General features: G+C 60.7%; 12 protein-coding genes and 2 pseudogenes. 3 read left to right on the top strand and 11 right to left on the bottom strand.

Going from position 1 to position 24,626, the window contains the following annotated elements; genetic code table 11:
• Positions 1-54 precede the first annotated feature (54 nt).
• Positions 55-2,830 (top strand): annotated as a pseudogene (locus HT737_RS18975) (response regulator).
• A 50-nt stretch (positions 2,831-2,880) separates the two neighbouring features.
• Here HT737_RS18975 and HT737_RS18970 read toward each other — a convergent pair.
• Both HT737_RS18970 and HT737_RS18965 read right to left on the bottom strand, forming a co-directional pair.
• Complete coding sequence (locus HT737_RS18970) at positions 2,881-3,561, bottom strand: hypothetical protein (protein WP_182403660.1); 681 nt, start codon at positions 3,559-3,561, stop codon at positions 2,881-2,883.
• A 69-nt stretch (positions 3,562-3,630) separates the two neighbouring features.
• Positions 3,631-4,413 carry a hypothetical protein gene (locus HT737_RS18965; RefSeq protein WP_041068162.1) on the bottom strand — a complete coding sequence of 261 codons (783 nt, stop codon included), beginning with the start codon at positions 4,411-4,413 and terminating at the stop codon, positions 3,631-3,633.
• 237 nt (positions 4,414-4,650) lie between these two features.
• Between HT737_RS18965 and HT737_RS18960 the strand changes: the two genes are divergently transcribed.
• Positions 4,651-5,247 carry a MarC family protein gene (locus HT737_RS18960; protein WP_047291049.1) on the top strand — a complete coding sequence of 199 codons (597 nt, stop codon included), beginning with the start codon at positions 4,651-4,653 and terminating at the stop codon, positions 5,245-5,247.
• Positions 5,248-5,311: 64 nt separating this feature from the next.
• Here HT737_RS18960 and HT737_RS18955 read toward each other — a convergent pair whose 3' ends face one another.
• From HT737_RS18955 to HT737_RS18950, 4 genes are all read right to left on the bottom strand, one after another.
• Positions 5,312-9,103, bottom strand: a complete 3,792-nt coding sequence (locus tag HT737_RS18955; RefSeq protein ID WP_374011185.1) for a TcdA/TcdB pore-forming domain-containing protein — start codon at positions 9,101-9,103, stop codon at positions 5,312-5,314.
• A 202-nt stretch (positions 9,104-9,305) separates the two neighbouring features.
• On the bottom strand, positions 9,306-12,278 hold the full coding sequence (locus HT737_RS31870; protein WP_306287236.1) for a TcdA/TcdB catalytic glycosyltransferase domain-containing protein: 2,973 nt from the start codon (positions 12,276-12,278) through the stop codon (positions 9,306-9,308).
• A gap of 99 nt (positions 12,279-12,377) precedes the next feature.
• Entirely contained in the window at positions 12,378-13,055 is a 678-nt protein-coding gene (locus HT737_RS31865) for a hypothetical protein (RefSeq protein WP_306287235.1), read from the bottom strand.
• Positions 13,001-19,444 carry a TcdA/TcdB pore-forming domain-containing protein gene (locus HT737_RS18950; protein WP_306287234.1) on the bottom strand — a complete coding sequence of 2,148 codons (6,444 nt, stop codon included), beginning with the start codon at positions 19,442-19,444 and terminating at the stop codon, positions 13,001-13,003. Before HT737_RS18950 ends, HT737_RS31865 begins: the two co-directional genes overlap by 55 nt.
• Positions 19,445-19,496: 52 nt before the next feature.
• Here HT737_RS18950 and HT737_RS18945 point away from each other — a divergent pair, with 52 nt between their 5' ends.
• Complete coding sequence (locus HT737_RS18945) at positions 19,497-19,706, top strand: hypothetical protein (protein ID WP_143519814.1); 210 nt, start codon at positions 19,497-19,499, stop codon at positions 19,704-19,706.
• Positions 19,707-19,855: 149 nt separating this feature from the next.
• Here the strand turns inward: HT737_RS18945 and cobJ are convergent, their stop codons facing one another.
• The 5 genes and pseudogenes from cobJ to HT737_RS18920 form a co-directional block, all read right to left on the bottom strand.
• On the bottom strand, positions 19,856-21,556 hold the full coding sequence (gene cobJ, locus HT737_RS18940; protein ID WP_182403656.1) for a precorrin-3B C(17)-methyltransferase: 1,701 nt from the start codon (positions 21,554-21,556) through the stop codon (positions 19,856-19,858).
• Positions 21,556-22,290: a precorrin-2 C(20)-methyltransferase gene (locus tag HT737_RS18935; RefSeq protein WP_371260372.1), complete on the bottom strand. Its 735-nt coding sequence runs from the start codon at positions 22,288-22,290 to the stop codon at positions 21,556-21,558. Before HT737_RS18935 ends, cobJ begins: the two co-directional genes overlap by 1 nt.
• Positions 22,287-22,913: a precorrin-8X methylmutase gene (locus HT737_RS18930; protein WP_182403654.1), complete on the bottom strand. Its 627-nt coding sequence runs from the start codon at positions 22,911-22,913 to the stop codon at positions 22,287-22,289. The genes HT737_RS18935 and HT737_RS18930 overlap by 4 nt, the downstream gene beginning before the upstream one ends.
• On the bottom strand, positions 22,906-24,204 hold the full coding sequence (cobG, locus tag HT737_RS18925; RefSeq protein WP_308809995.1) for a precorrin-3B synthase: 1,299 nt from the start codon (positions 24,202-24,204) through the stop codon (positions 22,906-22,908). Before cobG ends, HT737_RS18930 begins: the two co-directional genes overlap by 8 nt.
• A 147-nt stretch (positions 24,205-24,351) precedes the next feature.
• A pseudogene (locus HT737_RS18920) lies at positions 24,352-24,626 on the bottom strand (hypothetical protein); the annotation flags it as partial.

Genomic DNA, 24,626 nt, shown 5'->3' with positions numbered 1-24,626 from the left:
TTCCGCCGCTGCGCATCGTTATATTCTGGCATCAACCTACGAAGGGATTTCGCCGTGCGCTGGCTCAGGATTGCCATAAGCTTCACCGTCACGCTGCTGACCTTGCTCTGCATGCTTCCGGCGCTGGCCGCGCAAGGCAGTGGCTGGTCGGTATTGCTTGACGATCAGGGCAATCTGCAACTGAGCGACATCCGCTCGACTCGCTACACCAATCAATTCAGCCCTATCGAACTGGATCGCCTCACGGCGGCCGAGCCCGATGGCGCACTCTGGCTGCGTTTCAAACTGGCGCCGGGCAAGCACGAGCAAGTGCTGCGTATCTTTGCGCCCGACCTGTCCAGCCTCAGCCTGTACGTGCTGGACGGCGACAAGCTGATCGAGCAACGCCTCTCCGGCACCCACCAGCCGCAGGCCGAGCGACCACTGCCCAGCAGCGATTTCCTGCTACCGCTGCCGCAAAGCGACAAGCCACTCGACATCTATCTGCGCATGGTCTCCGACCATCAGCTGCGCCCGCACATCACCCTGCAATCGGCGGTGATGAGTGCCGCCAATCAGAACCAGACGCTGATTTTCGGCTTGCTGTTCGGTTGCCTCGGCATGTTGCTGCTGCACAACCTCGTGCGCTATGCCTACTCGCGCTCGCGCAGCAGCCTGTGGCTGGCGGTCTGCGAAGGCCTGCTGGGCCTGAGTCTGTTGCTGCTGCTCAACCTCGCCGGCCCGTGGCTGCCGAACTGGCACGCGATCCAGACGCCGGGTGCTTATCTGGCGCTGCTGCTGACCGCCCCCGCCGGGTTGATGTTCGCCCTGCGCTTCTTCGCCCCGCTGGGCCCGCACCCGCTGAACAAACTGTTGCTGGGCGACATTCTGTTCATCGTGATCTGCAGCCTGCTGCTGTTGTTCGTCAACACCCTGCCGCTGAACATCATCACCTACGCGCTGGTGGCGCTGGCCGGCCTGAGCATGTTGCTGGTCGGCTTCTATCACTGGCAGAAGGGTTACCGTCCGGCGCGGCTGTTCGTGGCCGGGATGGTGGTATTCAACATCGGCACGCTGATTATTTTGCCGGCCTTGCTGGGGCTGACCCTGGTGGCGCCGCAAGGCCTGATAATGACCCTGATGGGCTTCATCTGCATCAGTGGCCTGCTGATGAGCATCGCCTTGGGTGAACGCCAGCGCAGCATCACCGAAAGCCGTTTTAGCATCAGCCGCGACCTCGCCGCCAGCAACGCCGAGATCAACGCCAAGGCCGAATTTCTCGCCAAGATCAGCCACGAAATCCGCACCCCGATGAACGGCGTGCTGGGCATGACCGAGCTGCTGCTGGGCACACCGCTGTCGGTCAAGCAACGTGATTACGTGCAAACCATCCACAGTGCCGGCAACGAACTGCTGACGTTGATCAACGAGATCCTCGACATCTCCAAGCTCGAATCCGGGCAGATCGAACTGGATGATGTGCAGTTCGACCTCAATGCATTGATCGACGACTGTTTGAGCATCTACCGGGCCAAGGCCGAACAGCAGAACGTCGAGCTGATCAGTTTCATCCAGCCACAGGTGCCGCGCGTGATCAGCGGCGACCCGACCCGCTTGCGCCAGACCCTGCTGAGCCTGCTGGAAAACGCCCTGAAAAAAACCGGACGAAGGCGAAGTGCTGATCGTCGTCGCCCTCGACGAGCGCAGCGTCAAGCCGCGCCTGCGCATCGCCGTGCAGGACAGTGGCCAGCCGATGGAGGCAGATGAGCGTGAGGCGCTGCTGCATGCCGAGCTGCACAGCAAGCACTTCCTCTCGGCCAACCGTTTGGGTGGCAACCTTGGGCTGGTGATTGCGCGGCAACTGATCCGCCTGATGCACGGCGAGTTCGGGATCAAGAGCGGCGCCAATCAGGGCAGCACCTTGTGGCTGACCCTGCCACTGGACCCGGATCGTCTGGAACACCCGACCTCCGACCTCGACGGCCCGTTGCAAGGTGCGCGCGTGCTGGTGGTGGACGACAACGACACGTGCCGCAAGGTGCTGGTGCAGCAATGCAGCGCCTGGGGCTTGAACGTCAGCGCGGTGCCCTCGGGCAAGGAAGCGTTGGCGCTGCTGCGCACCAAGGCGCATCTGCGTGACTACTTTGATGTGGTGCTGCTGGACCAGAACATGCCCGGCATGACCGGCATGCAACTGGCGGCCAAGATCAAGGAAGACCCCAGCCTGAACCACGATATCCTGCTGATCATGCTCACCGGTATCAGCAACGCGCCGAGCAAGATCATCGCGCGCAACTCCGGGATCAAACGCATCCTCGCCAAACCGGTGGCCGGCTACACGCTCAAGACCACGCTGGCCGACGAGTTGAACCAGCGCAACAAGGGCCAGGTGGTGTTCCAGCCGCAAGTGGTCACTCCCGCGACGGCGGCCAAGGTGCCGAGCGATTTCCGCATTCTGGTCGCCGAAGACAACACGATTTCGACCAAAGTGATTCGCGGCATGCTCGGCAAACTCAACCTGCAACCGGACACCGCCAGCAACGGCGAAGAAGCCCTGCAGGCGATGAAGGCCCAGCGTTATGATCTGGTGCTGATGGACTGCGAAATGCCGATCCTCGATGGCTTCTCGGCGACCCAGCAGCTACGGGCGTGGGAGGTCAGCAATCAGCGTATACGCACGCCGATCGTCGCGCTGACCGCGCACATCCTCGCCGAACACAAGGAACGTGCGCGTCAGGCCGGGATGGATGGCCACATGGCCAAACCGGTGGAGCTGTCGCAACTGCGCGAGCTGATCGAACACTGGGTAGCCCAGCGCGATCAGCAGAACCGCACGGCCTCGACATTCTGACGATTGCCGTTCATCGCCCGAAAGCGCTTGCAGCACCCAGGCAATCCGCCTCAGACACCGAGCTCGATCGCCTCAGCCAATGGCGCCACGTTCTGCGCCAGTCGATCTCCAAGCTTTCGCGCCACGGCCTGACGCGATAGTGCGTAGAGCGTTTGTGACAGCGTCGCTCGCGCATAACGCACGCACACCGGACCTTCGACTTCAGCGCTCGCGAAACGCTGCGACCACGGATTGGCAGCCAGCGTCTGTCGCGTCTTGAACTCAAGATAAAGGCTGCTGATCGATGTCGGACTCTGCGCCGCAATGGTCAGCAGGCGCACCACCTGAAGCGCAGGCCTCGGCGTTTGCATGAGCGCTTCGCCAGGCGCCTCGGGCAACGTCTGCACCGCCGAAACACCGTCAGTGATTCGCGCCGCATATGCCATCAGCCCGCCAAGTGCCGGATCGTTGCCAGCGTTATTGGCCAACACTGTCGTGGCCCACTCCAGCGCCGACCCTGTTCCTGCCTGAGCGACAGAAAAATCCTCGCGCGACTTCAGGCTTCGCACCCAGAAGTCATCCAGCACGGCGATGTAAGCGTCGTACCAACTTTCAACTTTCGCGTCTTCTATTTTTTTATTGGCGACCAGTTGCGCCAACAGACTTGATTGGACGAGATCATCATAATCCGAGCTGTGCCCGGATTCCGGCAATGCCAAAACAGCATGCCCCACTGCCAACAACTGATACAACCGAGTCATTATCAACCCTCAATGGAAAAAGGGCGGACCGATAACGGCCGCCCTATCAATAACACTCAATCAGATCTCGTAATCCTCGATCTTGGTTTTTGCGTTCAAACCCAGTTTGACGCGGATGGTATCGCGGGTTTGCTCGACGATCGAAGGCACTTTGCGGAATACCGAATCACCCCGATAGAGTTTCACTTCGCGCGAATCCCAATCCATGAACAACACTTGCTTGGCCGTGTTCTTCCGGATGAAACGCACAGTCCCCAGGGCCATGGTGACTTCGCCATTGATTTCGGTACACGTGCCCGCCGCCATACCGCCGACACCATGTTCCAGCATGTTGCGCTCGTACAGCGTCAGCGCGGTTTCACGCTTTTTCAGGGCGGTAATGGCGTCGCCTGCGACTTTCAGCATCAACACCGAAGCCGAGCCCGGCACAGCAAGCCCGGCCACGACGCTGCCGAGGATCTCCAGCACCAGTTGATCCATCCGGACGGTGTTACCGCCGATGTTCATGTCGTTGTAATACTTGCTCGTTGGCAGCCAGCCAGCATCGGTCATCACTTGCAGAAACAGGTAGTACCATTCCTTGCCCTGATATTCGTACGGATATTTCTTGTTGGCGACCAGCGTGGCGAACAGGAACGCGTGTTGCACATCTTCGCGATTCTGTTCACTCAAGTTTCCGGTAAAGGACAGAATGCCTTCACCGACGATGGAACCCTTGCCCGGCTCTTCGATTGCCGGCAGCGAAAGACCACGAGGACGAATAGCCGCGCCGTCCAGTTCATAACTCTGCAAGCGGTGGACACACTCAGCAACGGCGCAATCTTCAACATCATGAATATTCATTATCAGATCCTTATTAATTAAAAACGAGCTCCTCTTGAACCCGCGAAAGAACAATAAACAGAACAATAAAAAACCACAAACCAGAACATGTAACTTGCTAATAACAAGAACCGAAAACACCCACTTCAAACTACAACTTGTTCAGTTACTCCGAGGATATTTGTTTTCGCCATCCCCCCAAAAATTAAACCGGCTGATAGACTCCGCCCTGTCCATCTGCCGCCGCGAGCCAACACCATGCTCCACGTGTTATTCAGCGTTTACCTGAAGATGCTGGTGCTCTACAGCCCCTTCTTCGTGTTGTCCTGCTTCATCAGCCTGACCCGTGGCTACTCGCGCAAGGAGCAGCGGCGCCTGGCCTGGAAAGTGGCGATTGCCACGCTGGTGTCCAGCGTTTTGCTGTACCTGTTCGGGCGGGTGATTTTCGATGTGTTCGGGATCACGGCGGACGCATTCCGCATCGGTGCCGGCAGCGTGTTGTTCATCTCGGCGCTGGGCATGGCGCAGGGCAAGCCGGTGGTGCAGAGTGACAACGTGCAGCAGGACGTGACGATCGTTCCGCTGACCATCCCGCTGACCGTCGGCCCGGGCACCATCGGCGCCCTGCTGGTGATGGGCGTCAGCCAGCCGCACTGGGACGATAAACTGACCGCGATCATGAGTATCACGCTGGCCAGTTTCACCGTCGGCGTGGTGCTGTACCTGTCCAATCACATTGAACGGGTTCTCGGTGATCAGGGCCTGCAGATCGTCAGTCGGCTGATGGGCCTTTTCGTCTGTGCCTTGGCGGCGCAAATCATCTTTACCGGGATCAAGGGCTACCTGGGATCCTGAAACGAAAAAGGGCTGCGGAAGAAAAATACCCGCAGCCCGATCTGATCAGTCCATGCAGAATGACTTATTGATCGCTGGACAGGCCGAGCAGCGCACCAAGCTCCAACAAGGTTTCGGTGGCCATCGCACTCATCAGCTCCTCCAGGCTGACGGTCACCGAGAGCTCGTCAGGTAAAGGAATATCGAGTATCACCTGCTGTTGCCGTGCCGCATCAGCGCTCGAGGCGTCACGCAAGATGATACTGCTCCCCGAGTCGGGATCCGTCAGCAGCAAGTGACCGCCGGAAGCCGAGACCAGCCACCGATGCATCGGCTCCAGCCTCAGCAGCAGATGAATGCCTGCTTCTGCGGAGTCGACGATCAGGCAATCAAGCCGATCCCACGTCTGCCGGTCCAGCGAAATGTAACCGGCGGATTGTGCGAACTTGAGTAGCAGCGTATCGACGCCATCCGGAATCGGCGCCATCCTGCCCGATGAGCCAATACCATCAATGACCAGCGTACTGGCCACTCGACTGACCTCTTGCACGGTCATCCCGTCATCCATGCGAGTGTCGTCGTTTCTGGTGTTGCTGAACAACCGGCCCGTCACCGGGTCATGCAACACCGGAATCTGACCGTTCTTCAGGCCCAGATAGTGCGGCCATTCCTGGCCTGATGCCGTGGCGCTGAGCAGGCGACCGGCAGCGACGTCATACCAGCTGCAAAGATCATCACGCCTGCCCGCCGTCAGGTAAGAAGTGCTGTGCTGACCTGCGAGCAATCGTGCCAGCTTTTCTTCCCGTGCCTGAAGTGAATCCGCGCCGTTGAAGAATTCGACCTCCACGCCGACGATACGCGGCGGCTCTCCGTCGATCAGATCGACCAGTACATGGTCATGCCGGCGGGCGCGCAGACCTGATCCATGCGGCACGGCCCAGGCAACCGTGTGCCGCGGCATGACGCGCTGCATCGGTGGCAGCAAGTCCGCCTGCAGCAGACGTGTCCCCGAACCGAATGCCGCCGCCAGGTTCTCCGGTTCCATGACCGGCTGACGATAGATTCGCCCGGTTGCCCGGTCCATCATCCACGCCGCTTTTTTGTCAGGCGTCAGCCTTAACACGCGCAGGGCCTTGCCCGCTGTGTCGGCAATCAGGAACTGCTGATCCAGATACACGACATACAGCGGTGTCTTGCCCGTTGCGTCACTGATGCCTCCGACCTCCACACCCTCGGCTGACCATTTCTGAATGCCGGTCGCGACCGTGTACCACCACCTGAATCCGCCGACACTACGCAGCTGCTGCGCCGACAGCCATGCCTGATTGAGGCCCACCAGACGCGTCTTGCCGTCGTTGCTCATCTGGAACAACATGCCGTCATCTGTGAGCAAGAGGTATTGCCCGTGCTGGCGGTGCACCTGCTGCACCTTGAGCGGCAAGACACTTTGCGCAAACGTCTCGGGTGCCTGATCCGCCGTGGCGATGCGCTGGCGATAAACCAGACGATCACCCAGATGATGAAACAACACGGTATCGCCATCGCCAGCCACTTGAAGCGGATCAAGCAGCTCCCAATCATGAAAATCCGCTGAGCCTTCAACGTTACGCAACAGGGGTCGAATCAAGCGCTCATCGTCGCTGCGCACCCACGTTCGGGTGGCCTTGCGCAAGTTCTCGTCCAAGGCGTGGATCGTAATCATTGCGCCCAGCGTGAACTCCACCCGCTGCTCATCCAGCGCTTCATGGAACAGGTAGCTGTGCCGTTGGAGAAACTCCGCCACATTGCTGCGTCCATCGAGAATCAGCGACGGGTGGCCTGGATTCATATCGGAAATAGCAATGAGGGACAGGACATTTTCACCGAGCAGGTAAGTCATCTTGTAGACATTTTTAATCGCGTCTTCAAAACGCTGGACCACCTGCAGCAGCCCCTCTGGCGTCGGCTGAATGGAAACAATGCAGGGGTTGTTTTTCGAATCGATATTCATCAACCGGTAAATGCGCCTGATCTGCCCGGTCACGAGATCCGTGCGCCAGATAAATCCCTGCACCGGGCAGTAGTAAAACATCGCCTCGCCGACCTTCGGTCCCATGCAGATATCCGCCGCGTACTTCAGATCCAGCCCCCGCACCAGGTGCAAGGCATCTTCGGTGTGGTCGTACCAGGCAGTGGTACGAACGCCAGTCAGGGCATCGTAGTAATTGCGGATGACCGTCGGACTGTCGGCCAGACGCTGGTTGCGCGCGAGTTCGCGCAGGTGCTCGCGTGTGACCTGAGCGTCGGCATCGGTGACCGCGTCGAGTTCAGTAAAGAGCAAGGTTCCCGTCGCCCAACCAATCTGATAGATACCGTCCTTGAGTTGCAGATACACAACATGCCTGGCAGGCACCTGCACCCGTATCGAACCCAGGTGAAACGTGTCCTGCTCCAGTTTCACCGCCGCCGCACTCACCCACGGGGCACGCAGCGACCATGTCATCGCATGGTCGGATGCAACCTGCAGGCGCAATGATTTGACGCCCTCGGCCAGGGTGATCGCGCAGTGTCCGCCGGCGGCATCGATGTCATAGCAAAGATAACCGTGCATCTCCTGCGGCAACGGAGGTACATGCAGAAAACGCTGATCGGGGCCAATGGTCACACTGACGTTGGTTTCCACGTAGTACGGCACCATTTTTTCAACGATGTACTCGGTCGGGACCCTGTAAAAGGTAAACCAGAATTGCCGTTTGCCGGCCCGGTCGTACTCCAGTGCCAAAGCTGTTTCCAGGTCTTCCTTGAGCGTTGTCGAAAACGGCAGCCCACCGTAATCGTAACCCAGGAAGCATTGCGGCAAACTCGGCAGCACTACGCTTTCAATACCAGGCGTCATATCCAGGGAAATCGTGTCGCGAAGGTCGAGTGTCTCTCGAATGCCGAATGCCTTGCTGCGATCGCCAATGACCTTCGGTGTATGCAGATCGGAGTAATCGTTCGCTCCGAGAATTTTGTGACTGCCGAAGGTAATGAGTCCTTCGCGCAAATCAAGCCTGGAGTAGACCGCAAAAGGATTGGCAATGTAGCTATCGCCCTGTACCGAATGGCTTTCCGGTCGATAGGCCGCATGCACATCATTGAGATACCGGCCGATCCGCTTCCCACGTTCCGTCCTGGCACTGAAGCCCTCGACCAGCGCGCCCGATGCCAACCGCCAGCCCCCCCAGAATCCACCCCGGCGCCGCGAAAAGGCCGCCGCCGTCCCCGCGCCCACGATACCCGCGCCCAAAGCGCCGACACCCAGCGCCAGCCCGCCGGCATCGAATGCCAACTGAGTGGCATAGACCGCGCGCTGGATATCGTCCTGTGCATTGACCAACAGATAAATGTCGAAGCCGATGCTGGCCAGTTGCAAGACGCTTCCGACGCCGTCGTTCAATACGTTACCCAGTGCATTACTGACGATCGACGAGGTGGTTTTGGCTACCCGCAGACCATCGCTAAAAGCATGCCGCACCAGATTCAGCAGTTGTGCGGCGTCAACCACAAGCCCATGAGCCATCTGCGCGTAGGCGAGATAACCGTGGATACGCACTGCCGATGTCAGCGCCGTCGCCCTCATCCCGGACTCGGCACTTTGCAACCCGAGCAGCAAGGCTTGAATGGCAAATCCGGCATTGAGCGTGTGTACCGCACTGGCGTCCGTCGGATCGATCACGGCTGACCCGGCGCGTCTGCCGGACAACGCTTCAAATGTATCGCTGAGGTAAGACTTGATTCCGGACAGGCGCGGGTCATCGGTCTGCACCGTGCGTGTGCGCTGTGGATCACTGGCACTGACCAAGGTGATTTCGCTGCGCCCTTGTGCAGCGCTCTTCAGGGACTCGAACACCGGCACGAAGTCACGGGACAGCTGATGCTGGTCCTGCAACCGCAGGGTCGCGCTTTCGATTGTCCGTACCCACTTGTGGCTGTCCACACTGCTCAACGCCTGCCCCAGACGCGCGTTCTCTGACAGGGAACGCGCACGCAACGCGGCATGCTGACTCCACGGCTCGACGGCACGCCCACCGCCCAGCGGGTCACCACTGAGCAAATGTTCAACGCGGATATCCGAAGGCAACGAATGACCGGCAATAGTTGCGCCGTCGAGCTCGATGACCTCGAAAACGCTCGCAGCCGCCTGCTCCAGACCATAAAGCCTGGCAATCGACTCCTCCTGCACGAAGCGCTGAACCCCTTGCTGCAGCGCCTCGATCCGGGCGAACGCATACAGCCCGAAGTTCGGATCGTAGAAGCGATACGATGTCTCGCCCTGCGTCACGACCTTGCTCACCAGCATCGAGTGATTGTCGGTGTTGAGCAACAGGCTGCCGGCCGTGCTTTTCGCTTCCAGCGCCTGCATCACAGCGGCCAGGTTCACCGCCGGTCTTTTTTTCGCCGAACCGCGCCATGGGTACGCCACGCAACTCGTCCAGCACCTTGAGCAGTGCATGGACTTGCGGCGCGTCGGGTGTGAGATTGGCCAGCGCCAGTTTACCGATCAGCGCACGCTCCGCCGAAGCGCCCTTTTCCAGCGCGGCGGCCATGATCAGCGCCAGCGGATAGCAGCGTCGACCCGGATCGCCCGCACCGCGCACCAACAAGTCTTGTGGCAACTGTCTGGCCGTGTGCGCACCCGCTTGAAAAAACGCCTCACGCACTGCCGCCCCCCGCGACAGGATCAACGCCCGGCGCTCCTGCATGGCAGCGACTTCGATCCGACTCACGTACTCACGCCATTGCCGTACGCTGATCGGCTCGGCAAATGCCTGGGCCTTCAGCGCTCTGGAGTTCTGGCCGAGCAATTCGCGCTCCGATGCATTGACTCGCGTCTGGACCGCTGCAGGATCGCGACTGAGCAGGGTCTGCTCGATCACTTCATAGCGCGCGACCAAGCCGCGGTCCCGCGTAGCTTCGGCAAAGGCGACCGTGGTTGCCCATGCCTCAGCGAACCCGGTCTGGTCCAGCGTCGCGGCGCCGAACAGGCCCCCGAACATCACCCGGTGCAACGGACTCAACTGTTCCAGTGGCAACTTGCCCGCAGCGATGCGCGCCAAGGCCTCATTGAGGTTGCCCAGGGACTCCGCCCCGATGGACGTCGGAACAGCGTCGGTCGACTGGTTCAGCACCTGCTGTCGGGCATCAAAACCAAGGCGGATGGGGGCGTTGAACGTAACATCACCGGTCAATCGGTCATTCATCGCCCGCACAAACGGCTCACCCAGATCATCCAGCAGTTGCTGCAGGACCGACGTCAGCAACACCGGTTTGCCTTCGATGACCGGCCAGCCAAGTTTGAACGTAAGCGTCCGCTCTTTCAGCAAATCGGACAGATTGCCGGCGTAGCGCGACTTGAGCTTGCCCGAGCTCCACTTCTCATGTTCTTTTGCCAGCCAGTCTTCAGGGGTACCTTTTACTGCCCAACCGGAGATCATTTCCTCTTCGGTGAAGACGTTGAAGCCCTCGACCTGCTTCAGATATTTACGAATCGCCGGCAGGTGCTCACGTTGCAGGTCTCTTTCGAAATAACCGACTACGCCGCCTTCAAGCGCGCCAGGTCCGGTCATGTCGATGGTGCCCAAGGCGTCGAGACGAATCCCGTCCTGGTAATAACCGTGGATGGCAGTGGTGAGTTTGGGGTGTAAGTTGGCGGTCGACGGCAAGCGCCCGTCAGCCAGGGCTTCAAGTACAACCTCGGACGTTATATTCCGGACCGAGGACTCATCTGATCGTGTCACACCCGCGAGGCTCATGCGGCGCTCAACCTCATACAGGCAGTCATAATTTGCCCGGATCAATTGCATGCTCGCATTGACCATGCCGCTGCCAGGGTGAGCCAGAATATAGGCATTCATTTCATTCATCGTCGGACTGCCAAGGGCGGTGCCGCGCCGCATGACATCCTTGGGCAAAGACACCGGTAATGGCGAAGCGAAGATCTTCTCCACACCCGGTTTGCTTCGGGCGAAGGCACTCAGTGCCTCAAGATGTTCGGCGGGAATATGTCCGGTTCTGTCGGCATAGCGCTGCCGGTCGCGCCCCGGCATCAAAGCTTCATCATGGTTGAGGAGCAGCTGCAGGACACCGATCCTGGCGCGGTCACTGAAGCCACTGATGTCCACGCCGCCCGGCCTTTCGATCAGGGGTGGCAAATAATCCATATCGCTGTAACGCCCACCTTCGAAAAACTCGGCCTGCAGCCGCACCACATCACTGGCTGCTGCAAAATTGCCGCGCATGGCGACTTCGCGCTGGTAGACATCTGCCAGAAAGTGACTGGCAAACTCCTGCCGAACATCGCGCAGGCGCAGATCCTCACCGACCATGGCCTGATGCGAGTCCAGACATTTCTGGCGGAAGGCTTCGAGCGTCGCACGGTCCTTGCCATAACCGCGCACCATCAGATCGATCCGCGCCTCGTCCGCACGCCCGGCCCAGCGCGGCTGATTCAGGTAATCGAACATCTGCTGCTTGAGCACTCTGGCGCGGTCTTCGATCATGCTCGACAACTTGCTCGGAGATGCCGTTGCAGCCTCTGGCGACTCCATCGTGTGCACACGAGCGCTGTCGAGAATCACCCGGTTCATTTCAAAGGCCAGCAGTGCATCACTGTCATACCAGAGATTGAATGCATAGCCCTGCGCCGCCAGCACTTTGCGCCAGATGTTCATGTAGTCACGCTGGTTCGGTCCGACCTCACTGCCACCGACCCAGACAAAATGCATGATGCGCGGTATCGGTTTGCCAGCGGACAGCATTTCCAAGGTGGCGGTCAGACGGCGATGGTAGTCGCTCAGTTTCAGGCGCAGCGTCTTGACCTGGGCATCCGAAGAATCCAGCTGTGTTGATTCCATCGCGCCCTTGAGCAACCTGACCGCTATCAGTTGCTCTGAAAGACTGGGAGCCGCCGCAGCGGCGTCGTAGTAGCGCAAGGGAGCCTCGCCAAGGCTGCCACTCACCGACTCAAGTTCAGCGCGCGCGACATGATCGACGAACACAGTGCCCATATAGATTTCATCCGTAGTACTCAATGCAATTTCCTTTTTTCAGCCAAGCGAACGCATCACGACGACATCAGCCGTCGCGACACAGAGAGAAAACAAACTTGAAAAACCAACCAGGACTTTGCGTCAGGCCGGCACGGCTCCCAGCAACTGCGCAAGCGTTGCACTGCCGTCGGCATCATCGACCTCGACGACTTCACGCAGCCTTTGCACCAGACTCGATACCGCATGGGAGCGCTTGCCCTCGAAGCCGAGGAAGACGTCGCCGCGCATCGCCGGATCCGTCGAGCACACATCCCTCAGGATGAGGCTGTGCTGGCGATCCGGGTCGACGATCAGCAAGTGCTCGTCGACAAACGACAGTTGCAGTTTTTGCGGAGCGTCCAGCGCCCAGACCAGCTTCCCGGGAATCATCGGCACCTCGCCCAGTGGCGGACGACAATCGACGACGACCGATTCCAGCCGCAACCAACAGGCCTTGGACAGGTGATACGTCACACCGCCCTGCCCCACGCGCAACACCAGACAACTCACGTCATCAGCGATCAGTGGCAAGAGGTCTTCGACTTTTTTCTGGCCCTCGACCACCAAGACCTGGGCGTCGCGCCGCATATATTCGAAAGGGCCAATGCTCTTGTGACCGGGGTAGACGAAGACGCGGTGTGCAGGGCGCTCGTGCAACAGCACATGCTGATGGCGCGTACCAAGCAATTCGCAATCGTGCGGCAGGTCCTGGCCCGCGATCCGGATCAGTTGTGCATTCGCCGCGTCGAACCACTGCAGTTTGCCCGCGCCGGACTCCACGGCGATGTAGGAGCATGCTCGGCAGTCTCCAGCAATGCCTGCAGAGAATCCGCCAAATGCTGCGCGTGCTCGCTTGCCCAGCGCTGATTGACGCCCATGATTCGTTCAGCTTCCTGATAAGGCAGCTTGAGTGACACGCCGTTGACGGACGTCCCGCGCAGACCGGAGCCGTCACTGCTCACGGTGTTGAACCGCCAGTTATCCCACTCGGGCTGCGGTGCGGGCAGCAGCGCGCTCGCCAGTAGCTGTGCGCCATCGCCGAATGCTGCTGCGAGTTGCCGGCTGTCGAAGAACAGCTGACGCCAGACCTGACCGCTGCCGACGTCGAACAGCCAGACCGCCTGATTGTCCGGAGTCACTCCGAGCAGGCGCATTTCCCGGTCGTGCCCCGGGTCGCACAGCAGCACGCGGTTATCCACGTACCAGGCACACAGGTTGCGATCACCGCTGGCGTTGCGCACACCCAGAATGGCAAAACTGTCGACCGGGTACTTCGCTGCCAGCGCTTCCAATGCTTGCCACCACTGGGCCCGCCCCTTGAGCCAGCGCTCACTCAAGCCACCCAGCTGCACTTCACCCTCGGCGGTCAGATTGAAGAACAAGCCGTCATCGGTCAGGGCCAGATACCCGTCCTGTACCGGCACCACGTCATTCAGTCCATCAGGCTGAAGCCATTGATGCGTCCATTGCGCCGGCCAGCGCTCGCTGCCTGCGGATACACGGCGTTGCACCCTGCACAGTTTTTGCGCCAGCCGGTCGTAGATGAAAAACAGCGTGTGCTCATCGTTGACCGGCAGCAGCAACAGCTCATCTAGATGCTTGATCGAATCGGCCCAGCCGCGGTTTCGTCCAGAGGCAAACGGATGAATGCACAACAGGTCACGGCTGCGAATCCAGACCAGATCGCGCTTGTCCGGATTGAACTTCCAGCACACCGACACGTAAGCGGCCGGTTGCCAGTCGACGGTGGTGACGCCTGCGCGTTCGGGCACCGGTGACAACGGAAAATAATGACCCAGCACCACCGACCAATGTGTCAGGGTCGGATTGGCGAACACTCGCTGGCCCAAGTCACGGTCCATCTCTCGAGTCACCGCAACCAGCTGCAGCTGGCCCTCACGGATCAGGTAATTGAACTGCGTGACTTGCTGATCGGCGCCCTGACATTGTTGCTCGATGTGAATCACCCCTTGGGCATCGACATCGATACGCCGCACGCTGCACTGCCCCTTCATCACCAGCAGTCGGTAGCGGCATTCGAGTAAACCGCTGACGGCATCGACCTGCCAGATATCGTAGTTGTGCGTCTCGTAGAAAAACGCAGAATCGTCGACCACGGCGCCCAGCAGCATTTCATCGGCCGCGAGTACCTCTTCATTGCGAATGTACAGAAAGCGATCCCTGGCAGCGTCGTACCAGGCCGTGGTGTAGCGCGGTCGCTCCTCGGGCTCGAAAGGAATCGGAAAGTGATGAACCGGCGTGTAAGGCATCACCAGCCGATGCTCCCGGGCCAGCGTCTGGTAGTGCGTGAGCAGCGATTGCTCATGCTCCCCGGCGGGCGCGTCCTGCTCGAGAACGTCGAGTCGTGCGTCACCGCGGTTGACCTTGAACGTTTGTCGCCCGGTCAGTTGCAACGTGACGTCATGCCGTCCTCTGCCGGTGAAGGTCACCTTCACGCCCCCCACCGAAAGCACCCCGCCGGCTTCGATATGCACATCGCTCTCGGTGGCCCAGGTGGCGGACAACTTCCAGTGACACAGCTGCAGGCTGGGAGACTGCAACTGGAGATTGGCCCCACGATTGAGAATCAGCGAACAGACACCACCCGCTCCTTCGATGCGGTATGACAATTTGTCTCGCCAGACCGGCGGCGTCATGGGTACTGCCAGCGCACGCTCACGGGCATCCAGCCGCACCTCGATCACGGTTGAGCGATACGACGGTATCAGACGGTTGATGATGTAGTGCGTGGGAAAAGAGTAGAACGAAAACAGGAATTGCCACTGGCCTGCCGCATCCTTTTTCTCCAGCTTGCGAGCCGTATCGAAACCGGTGTCGTGACGCAGCGTCGAGAACGGCAGCGCCTTGTATTCGTACCCGTAGTAGGTGGTCGGCGTGCAGGGCAGGACAACCAATTGCGTGCTCGGCGGATCGAAGCGGATGTAACCTGGCAGCCCCAGTTCACGCCGCAGATCGAGTGCTTGTTGATCATCCGGATTGATACCCGGCACCCCGAAATGGTCGCGCAGCCGATACACCTTCGGACTGTCAAGGACCAACATCGCGCGATTGAAGTCCAGGCTCCGAACGACCAGCGAAGGATGAGCGACCCACGCCCCAAGCCCGTCGTCATAACGATAACCGACACCGCGACAGGCCCGCTCCAGAGCGTCGAAAAACAACCCGACCTCCTGCGCCTGCCCGGCGATCCTGGCGAACCCCTGAGCCAGTGCCGCCACACCCACAGCCAATCCGCCCAGCACCACCCCGGCGCCGCCGAGCACGGTTGCCGCAGTCGCCGCGCCCGCCGTGGCGGCTCCCAGACCACCGGCAGTCAACGCCAGACTGGTGGCATCGAAGGCCAACTGAGTGCCGAACTGTGCGCGCTCGATCTCGTTGTCTGCCGTCGCCAATTGATAGATGTCGAAACCGACATTGGCCAGTCCCAGCACCGCGCCCACGCCTTCGTTGGCGACATGTCCCAGCGCCTCGCCCACCACTGGCGCACAGGTACGGGCGATGATTTTCTCTTCATTGAGTGCGGTCTTGATCAGACTGAGCAGACCGGCGACGTCGGTGACATTGCCGTGCACCAATTGCGCGTAATTGACGTAGGCATGCAACCTGACGGCGGTGGTCAAGGTGCGGTCATCGCCCTCTCGTCCACGCAAGACATTCATCAGCGCCTGGATCGTGAAGCCGGTATTGAGGGTGTGAACGGCACCGGCCTCAACCATCTGCGGCGTGGCTCGGGTGCCCAGTGCCGAAAACTGCTCCGACAGATAATTTCTGATGCGCAGCAGGCGATGATCGCTGCTGACCACCTGCACCACATGCTCGGATTGCGCGGGATCGATCAGGTTGATCCGGTACTCGCCGGCGGGCGTTATCTCCAGGGTTTCGAACAACGGCACCAACGGCTTTGCTGAAGCATGCAAGTCCTGTAAAGCGTCGGTCGCCTGGGCAATCTGCTGTCCCCACCAATGACTGTCCAGATCGCGCAGGCTGCGCCCCAAGTGCGGATTGCTCACCAGCGAATGGCCGCGGGCACTGTTCAAGCGCCGGCGGATTGGCCGCTGTGCCTGCTCCGGCAGCACATTGTCGGACTCCAGCAATTGTCCGACGCTAAATCCGCCGGACAGATTCAAGGCCGATATCTTTTGCCCCTGCAGCTCGATCAGATCAAACGCCGGACGCGCGTCGTCGCCATAGGCCGCATAGTATTTCGCCATCCCCTGCTTGTGAAAAAGGTCAGTCAGTGCCAGTTGCAACTGATCCGGCTGACTGAACTCGAACACGCCGAAATTGGGATCATAAAAGTGATAGGTGGCGTGCCCACCCTTGAAGGTTTTCGCCACCAGCATGGCGTGATTGTCCGAGTTGAGCATCAGCGTGCGCGTGCTGGCGAACGCCTCCAGCGTGGTGCCGAGCTGTTGCAGATCGACTCGCCCCAACGGCTTGCCGATGTCGTGCAATTGCACGTCGTGCAACTCTTCGAGCGCCTCCAGAAACACCATTGAATCGTGCTGCTGCGGCTCGGCCGTGGCCAGGAAGAACCGCTCGCGCAATCGTCGCGACGCCGCCACGCCCTGCTCCAGAGCAGCACTCATGATCAGCGCCAGCGGGTAACAGCGGCCACCGGGATCGCCCGGCCCTTCGAGCAACAGATCCTGCGGCACCAGTTTGACGTCACTGGCTTCGATTTGTCCCAGCACCTGACCCAGCCGCAGGATCACCTGCTCGCGATGCTCGCGGGTGGCGACGGTCTGAATATGGGCAACATGACGCCCCCATTGAAACAGCGTGTACGCCTGCGACAGCGCGGCCCGCTTCAGCGTCAACGCGCTGTCCGACGCCACCATCGGCTGATCGACATGACTGGCAAGACCGGCCATGAACTGCGGGGCCCGCTGCTGATACAGATGGCGTTCAATGGCCGCATAACGTACCGACGCCCCTACCTCGGCAACGCTGTTGGCCAGATTGTCGAGCTCGGTGGCAAGTTGCGTGAGACTTGAGTTATCCAGTGAGCGTGCGCCGAGCATCTGTCCTAACACCACCCGTTGCAACGGACTGATCTGGAAGAACGGCAGCGAACCCTCGGCAATGCCGCTTAGCAACTCATCCAGCGCCAGCCCCTGAATCCGCGCATCGCTGAGCGACGCCGGAGCCTGCAAAGTGACGGGCTGGGCCTTGATGGCCTGGCGATCATCGAAGCCGAGCCCCGGCCCGTCGGGAAACCATAATGAGCCGTTATGTCCTTCGCGCATCGCGGCCACGAACGGTTCACCGAGTCTGTCGATCATCCGTTGCAGCACATCCGTCAACAGCACTGGCCGGCCCTCGATAACCGGCCAGCCCTCCTCGAACGCTATGCTCTGCTGGGTCAGCAATGCTTTTACATCACCGCTGTAGCGCGCGCTGTACTGTCCTTCCTGCCAGCGCCGCTGCTCGTCGAGCACCCACCGCTCGACATCAACGGCGTTGTTTTTCCAGGAGTGGTCCTGCTCTTCCTCGGTCTTGTCATTGACCATCCACAGCGGCTCGATCGCCGCCTCCACACGCAAGGTTTCCACCTCGCGCGGAACGAAGTTGCGCCGTTCGTAGTCGGCCATGCCATCGCGCATCGCCCCAGGTCCGGTCAGATAAATCGTCCCCTCGCTCTGCGGGCGAATGCCGTCACTGAAGTAGCCCGCGATGGCCAGCATCAAAAAGCTGGCCGCCATGTCCTCGGTCATCGACAGCTCGGCCAGAGGGCCAAATGCCTGTTCGAGAACTTCTCGCGCCAGCTCTGTCATGCCCTCGAAATCGGTCAATGCGACGCCTCGTTCGGCGGCGAGGCGGTTTGTCTGGTCGATGGCCTCATAGTTGAACCGGAACCGCTCGATCACGCTGTTAAGCATTGGCGATTGCGCATGAGCCATCAGGAACGAGTTGCTCAACGTTTCCTGCACGGCAACCGCGCGCAAGTCCTGCGGGCGCACAAGCAGTTCGGCCGGCGCATGGAACACCTCGTGCAGTGCCGGTTGCTGCCGGGCGAAAGCCTCCAGCGCGGCGCGGTGTTCGTCGGGAATCCGGCCCCGATAATCGGTGTATCGGTCGCGCAATGCCTGGCGTCCCGGCATCCAGTGCGGATTGTGATCAAGCAGCAGTTGCAGAACGCCAAGGCGCGCGTCGCCGCCGAACGCACTGATGTCGACCCCGCCCAGGGTTTTGACCAGGGGCGGCAAGTTATCGACATCCACGTAGCGGCCACCCTCCTCGTACAAGACCTCGACCCGCACCACGTCAGAGGCGGCGGCCAGATTTCCGCGCAAGCGGGTCTCGCGATCGTAGATGGCTTGCAGTCGCAGCGGTGCGTCGAGGTCACGCAAGTCACGCAACTGCAGATCATCGCCTGCCAGATCGAGCAGACTGCGCCGGTTCTGCTCGATCAAGGCTTCCAGTTGTTCCGCGTCCTGGCCGTAGGCGCGAGACAACAAGTCGATCCGCGCTTCATCCGCCGATTGCCCTCGTTCCAGCGCCTCATTGATGTGCATGAACATCTGCTGCTTGAGGACGATGACCCGCTCTTCGTACAACGTCCCAAGCCTGGTGTCGGTAATACGCTCGCTACCACCATGTTGCATGGCGTCAGCCTTGGCGGCCTCGACGATCAGCTTATTGGTTTGCCAGGCCAGTAGCGCGTCACTGTCATACCAGAGATTGAGGCTGTACCCCTGCCCGCTCAATACCTGCTTCCAGAGGTTGAGATAGTCACGCTGAATCTCGCCAAGGCCACCGCCCAGCCAGACGAAATGCAGATTTTTTACAACCGGAGTGGCGGCAGTGTTCGCGTAAATCTCGCTGTTTCGCAGACGGGTCTCGAACGCCTGAATAGCGTTGTAAATGCCCGATAAAGCGCTTTTGGGCGGTTCAGACTGGCCCAGCGTGTCACGGCGCACACGCGGCACGCCGATCAACTGTTCCAGAGAATGCTTGAGTAATGTCAGGGGTTCAATTATTCGCGGGGAATTGAGCAAACCGATACATGCAAAGTAATAGCGCCACACTGACGGATAAACGTTACTGTCCCGGTGTACCAACAGGGCCTGTTCGAGATCAGCCTGTTTGAACAGATTGATAAAACTGACATAACCACTGGCATCTTTAAATCTTTGATCGTGCATGAAAGTTCCTCCGTTATTCTGACCGACATCATGAGCGCACACAGGCACTTGAATGGCAGCGAAGTTAACGAATGGGGACTTCGCACTCAAACTTCAGAACTTTCAATACATGTCAAAACAGGCAATTAAAAAACAACTGATAACGCATGTAACCGCAACAGGTTATTGCGACAACCCTGATCTAAAAATCAATATGACTGCGAAAGTCGGCGGCACAACTGCGCATCGACTTTTTACTGCGGCCAATCAAGATTCAGGATAAGTCCGACAAAATGTAAGTCATAAGAAAGATCCCACGCGGTAGTGGAGTAAATCTCACACGCACCGCTGAAAGATATGACATCGGCAAATCCGGAAACAATCTCCCCGTCCTGGCCGGCATGGCGAGGGAGCAAGCCCCCTCGCCTGCGCTCATGCCTGCGGCTTTTCGCCGTACCAGCGCGGCGTGTAGACCCACACGCCACCTTCAGCCTTGGGGAAGGTGCACGTGGTCGAAGAACCAATCAGCACCATGGTGCGCATGTCCACCTGATCCGGAGTCAGTTGCCCCAGTGTGGTGACCCGCAGAGACTGCCCCGGCCGACCGATGTCGCGCCCCAAGACCACTGGCGTCGCCTCCGTGCGATGTTGCGCGACGATTTCCAGCGCGCGGCCCAGTTGCCACGGACGCGCCCGGGAGATCGGGTTGTAGAAGGCCAGGGCCAGGTCGGCGGCGGCCGCCAGATCCAGACGCTTCTCGATGATCGACCACGGCTTGAGGTTGTCCGACAGCGACATCACGCAGAAATCATGACCCAGCGGCGCACCCGCTTGCGCAGCCGTGGCGAGCGAGGCGGACACTCCCGGCAGGATTTCCAGCTCGACGCGGTGCCAGGCCGGATCGGTCGACTCGTGCAACGCTTCGAGTACCGCCGCGGCCATGGCGAACACGCCGGGGTCGCCGGACGAAACGACGATCACCGAACGGCCCTCGGCCGCCAGCCGGAAGGCGTGGCGGGCGCGCTGCATTTCTTCGCGATTGTCGGTGCAGTGCTGCACCTGATCAGCGCGAAACGGGCCGGCCATGCGCACATAGGTTTCATAACCGAGCACATCGGTGGCCCGCGCCAACTCCGCCTTGACCGCTGGCACCATCAGTTCGGCAGCGCCGGGGCCGAGGCCGATCACCGCCAGGCGTCCACGCTGACGACCGATCTGCGCGACGTCCAGCGGCTGTTCGGCGCGCGCAATCGCCAAGCCGTTGGCACGGCTGATCGTGGCCTGCGGCAGTGCGTGACGCGCCAACGCGTCGAGGTCGTTGTGCGCCGCGACAAAGCGCAGTGGCACCCCCAGTTCGAGCGCGGCTTCACGCAGTTTGGCCGCCGCCATTTCCGTGTCAGCCGCCAGCAGACAGGCCAGCGCCTGCTGCGCAACTCCGGCCTGCTGCAACGCGGCGCGCACTGCGTTCGGCAGATCCTCCAGCTGCGCACTCACCGCCACCGCGACGCTGCGCGGATAGATCAGCAGCTCGTTGGCGCTCGCGATACGTTCGGCACTGCCGACATGAATCGAGCGCTGCGCATGCGGGTCTTGCGGCAACTGCGCCTGATCCAGCCACGGCGCCGCACCTTCGATGCGCACGCTGTGCCCGGCCAGCAAATCGGAAACGAAACGCTTGCCCAGTTCCAGATCCGCCAGCGCATAGCCGCTGGGTGGGTTGAGCAGGCAAGTGCCAAAGCGCAATTCGCCACTGGTGGTGATCGCCGCTGCGACCTGCAATGCGCCAGCGATTTCCCGGGCCATGACATTCACCCCGCCGAGGCCACCGAGCAGCGGCACCACGGCGCTGCCGTCTTCGGCAACGGCGAGTACCGCCGGTTCCGCGCCCTTCTCGATCAGTAACGGTGCCAGGGTGCGAATGACAATACCGGCCGCGCACAGGGCAATGATCGGCGTGTCTTGCTGGTACAACTCACGCAGGGTCGCGCCAAATTCCTGATAGCTGCGGTCGGCGCCTTCGACGCGTCCGGCGAGGCCGTGGATCTGCGCCGTCGGATACACCTGCCGGATACGTCGCGCGGTGGCCAGCGCGCTCTGTCCGAGGATGACAATGGCCGGTGTGGATGGCGTCATCAACCTTGCCACCGTTCGCCCGGGACGATGATCAGCGAGAAGTACGGCGAGGACATCGGCTCGACCTGATCCAGCGGCACGATCTTCTGATTGGCCATGGTCGCGCGTTCGACGTACAGCGCCCGCTCGGCCAGCCCGAGCTCTTCGAGTACCGCACGGACTTTGGGAAAGTTGCGCCCCAGTTTCATGATCACCGCCGCATCGGCGTCGGCCAGACGCCGCTTCAGATCCTCGTGCGGCAATACGCCGGAGAGCACCGACAGGCTCTGGTTGCGATACACCAGCGGCGCGCCGAGTACCGAGGCGCCGCCAAGCATTGAGCACACGCCCGGCACCACTTCGGCTTCATAGCGGGTGGACAACCGGTCATGCAGATACATGTAGGAACCGTAGAAGAACGGATCGCCTTCGCAGATCACTGCAACGTCGCGGCCGGCGTCCAGATGCGCCGCGACCTCTTCGGCGGCAGCGTCGTAGAAATCACTGATCACCTGCTCGTAGGACAGCGGCGCCGGAAGCACTTCGGTGGTCACCGGGTACACCAGCGGCAGCAGGTTCTGCGCGTCCTGCAGGTGCGCTTCGATGATGCCGAACGCATTGCCTTTTTTACCTTTGGCGACGAAGTACGCCACCACTGGCGATTCGCGCAGCAGACGCAGGGCTTTGACGGTAATCAGTTCCGGATCACCGGGGCCCACGCCGAGGCCGATCAGACGTCCTGTTGCCTGCATCATTCGACCTCCGTGGCGAGGGCATTGACTGCGGCGGCGGCCATGGCGCTGCCGCCGAGCCGGCCTTGCATGATCACGAACGGTACGCCGCGACTGTCAGCCGCCAGCGCCGCTTTCGATTCGGCGGCGCCGACGAAGCCCACCGGGAAGCCAAGAATCAACGCCGGTTTCGGTGCGCCGGCATCCAGCATTTCCAGCAGATAGAACAGTGCGGTCGGCGCGTTGCCGATCACCACCACGCTGCCCTCCAGGTGCGGACGCCACAGCTCCAGCGCCGCCGCCGAGCGGGTGTTGCCCAGCTCACGGGCCAGCTCCGGCACGCTGTCGTCGCGCAAGGTGCAGATCACCTTGTTGTTCGCCGGCAAACGCGCACGGGTCACGCCTTCGGAAACCATCCGCGCATCGCACAGGATCGGCGCACCGGCTGCCAGCGCATCGCGCCCGGCCTTGCCGGCGCCCTCGGAGAATTGCAGACCGTCGACTGCCTCGACCATGCCGCAGGCGTGGATCACCCGCACCGCGAGTTTTTCCAGATCGGCCGGGATGCGTGCCAGATTGGCCTCGCTGCGAATGATCGCGAAGGAGTTGCGATAGATCTCCTGACCGTCGCGGATGTAATCAAGCATCAAGGGGGCTCCGTGAGCGGGCGTCGAGCAGGATCGCGGCCGCTTCAATAGTAAGGTTGCGTGCGTGCAGCGTGCCGAAACCCGGCAGCGCTGCATCGCGAAAATAGAGGTCGTAATGACCGGGGCTGATCGCCAGCAAGGTGGCGGGTGCGCAATGGGCCGCCGCGCAAGAGCGCGGGCAGCCGGACAGGTGCACGTTCTGCGCCTGTGGCAACAGCGTCGCCAGCCATCGGGCGTCGTGTTTGGTATCGGCCAGGCCTTTGCCGCATCCGCTGGAGCCGGTGCAGGCAATCAGCCTGGACAGCGGCTCACGGGCATCGGTCAGCCAGTGCAATTGCGTCAGTGTTTGCAAGACTTGCGCCGCGTCGGAGGGCTTCACGTTCGGCAGCAACAGGCTTTGCCACGGGGTGAAACGCAGGCTGCCATCACCGTACTCGCGGGCCAGCCGGGCGGCGCCACGCAGCATGGCCGGGTCGAGACGGCCGAGCGCCGGCACCGCGCCGACATACACTCGGTCGGCAGCGTTTTGCGGGTGAACACCGATGTGCAGAGCCTCCGCCAGCCGCGTGCGCTGTCGGGCAACGACGGCTTTGATCGCCACCCGTTCGCGCAACTGTTCGAGGAAGGCCGGCATCGGCCATTCATCAAGCAAATGGCGCATGCGCGTCTGCTCCGGCCGAGCCCGCTCGAGGAACAACTCCAGCACCGCGACCACCAGCGCATGGCCATTTTCCACGGTCACGGCACCGGCCGCCCGATCGGTCGGGCAGCCAGCCAGACCGAACGCCAACAAGACTTCACCGTCACACTCAAACGCCGACAACCACAGATCATGCGGATGCTCGAGCATCGCCAACGCCTCACCGCCGTCCAGTTGCACGGCAAACTTGGCGCTCAACTCGGGAAAGCGCGGATGCGTCTGCAATGTCAGCAGAATCTGTTCGGCCAGAGGCCGGGTATCGAATAGCAACCGCCGATCGATACCGGCGCTCGGGCTGAGCATCAGGTTACGTACATCGTCACCCGCTGCGGTTTGCGGCCCGAGGCCGGCGGCCAGCAAGCTGTCGGTCAATACCGCTGACTGCTCACCGATGCCGCGAATCTGCAGATTGGCGCGGTTGGTCGCCTCGATTTCCCCACGGGCGAAACGCTCGGCGGCATTGGCTACCGCGTCGGCCTGATCGGCAGTGATCGAGCCGCCATTGAGCTTGATCCGGCAGATGCCGCCGTCCAGCGCCTGGACGATACGCAGCAACCCCGGACAAGCCGAGGGGCGCAGAGCGGTGGACAGAGGGCGTTCGTTCAAGGGATGACCGGCTGGCTGGCAGCGCTGTAGTGGGCGAAAGGTCGCCATTATGCCTGCTTTGCCCGAGCGCATGAAAATGCCTGCCGGTCGGAAACTGCACCCAGGCAACAATTCCCGCCGCCTGGCGTCGCTTCAGAGTTGGTATTCCTCAAACCTGGACGCATGCGCGCCAATGGCTTGCTCCACGCTTGCCCGGTTGGCATCCATGGCCCGGCGCTTGATCAGCAGCTTTCTGGCGCGAATGTCCAGTTGTGACATCGGTTGATGAACCTGCCAGAACAGATAGTTGGTATTGAGTACCAACTTGATAAAGCGGATATGGCTGAGTACCACCACCAGCTCGTCACGGGTGTTCTGACTGACCGGCAAAATATGCGAGTTGAAGGTTTTGCCACTCAGCGCGGAAA

The organism is Pseudomonas sp. MD195_PC81_125 (assembly GCF_014060985.1).
Taxonomy (GTDB): domain Bacteria; phylum Pseudomonadota; class Gammaproteobacteria; order Pseudomonadales; family Pseudomonadaceae; genus Aquipseudomonas; species Aquipseudomonas parakoreensis.
The sequence above is the reverse complement of the archived record's forward strand: the minus strand, read 5'-3'. Positions and strand labels throughout refer to the sequence as shown.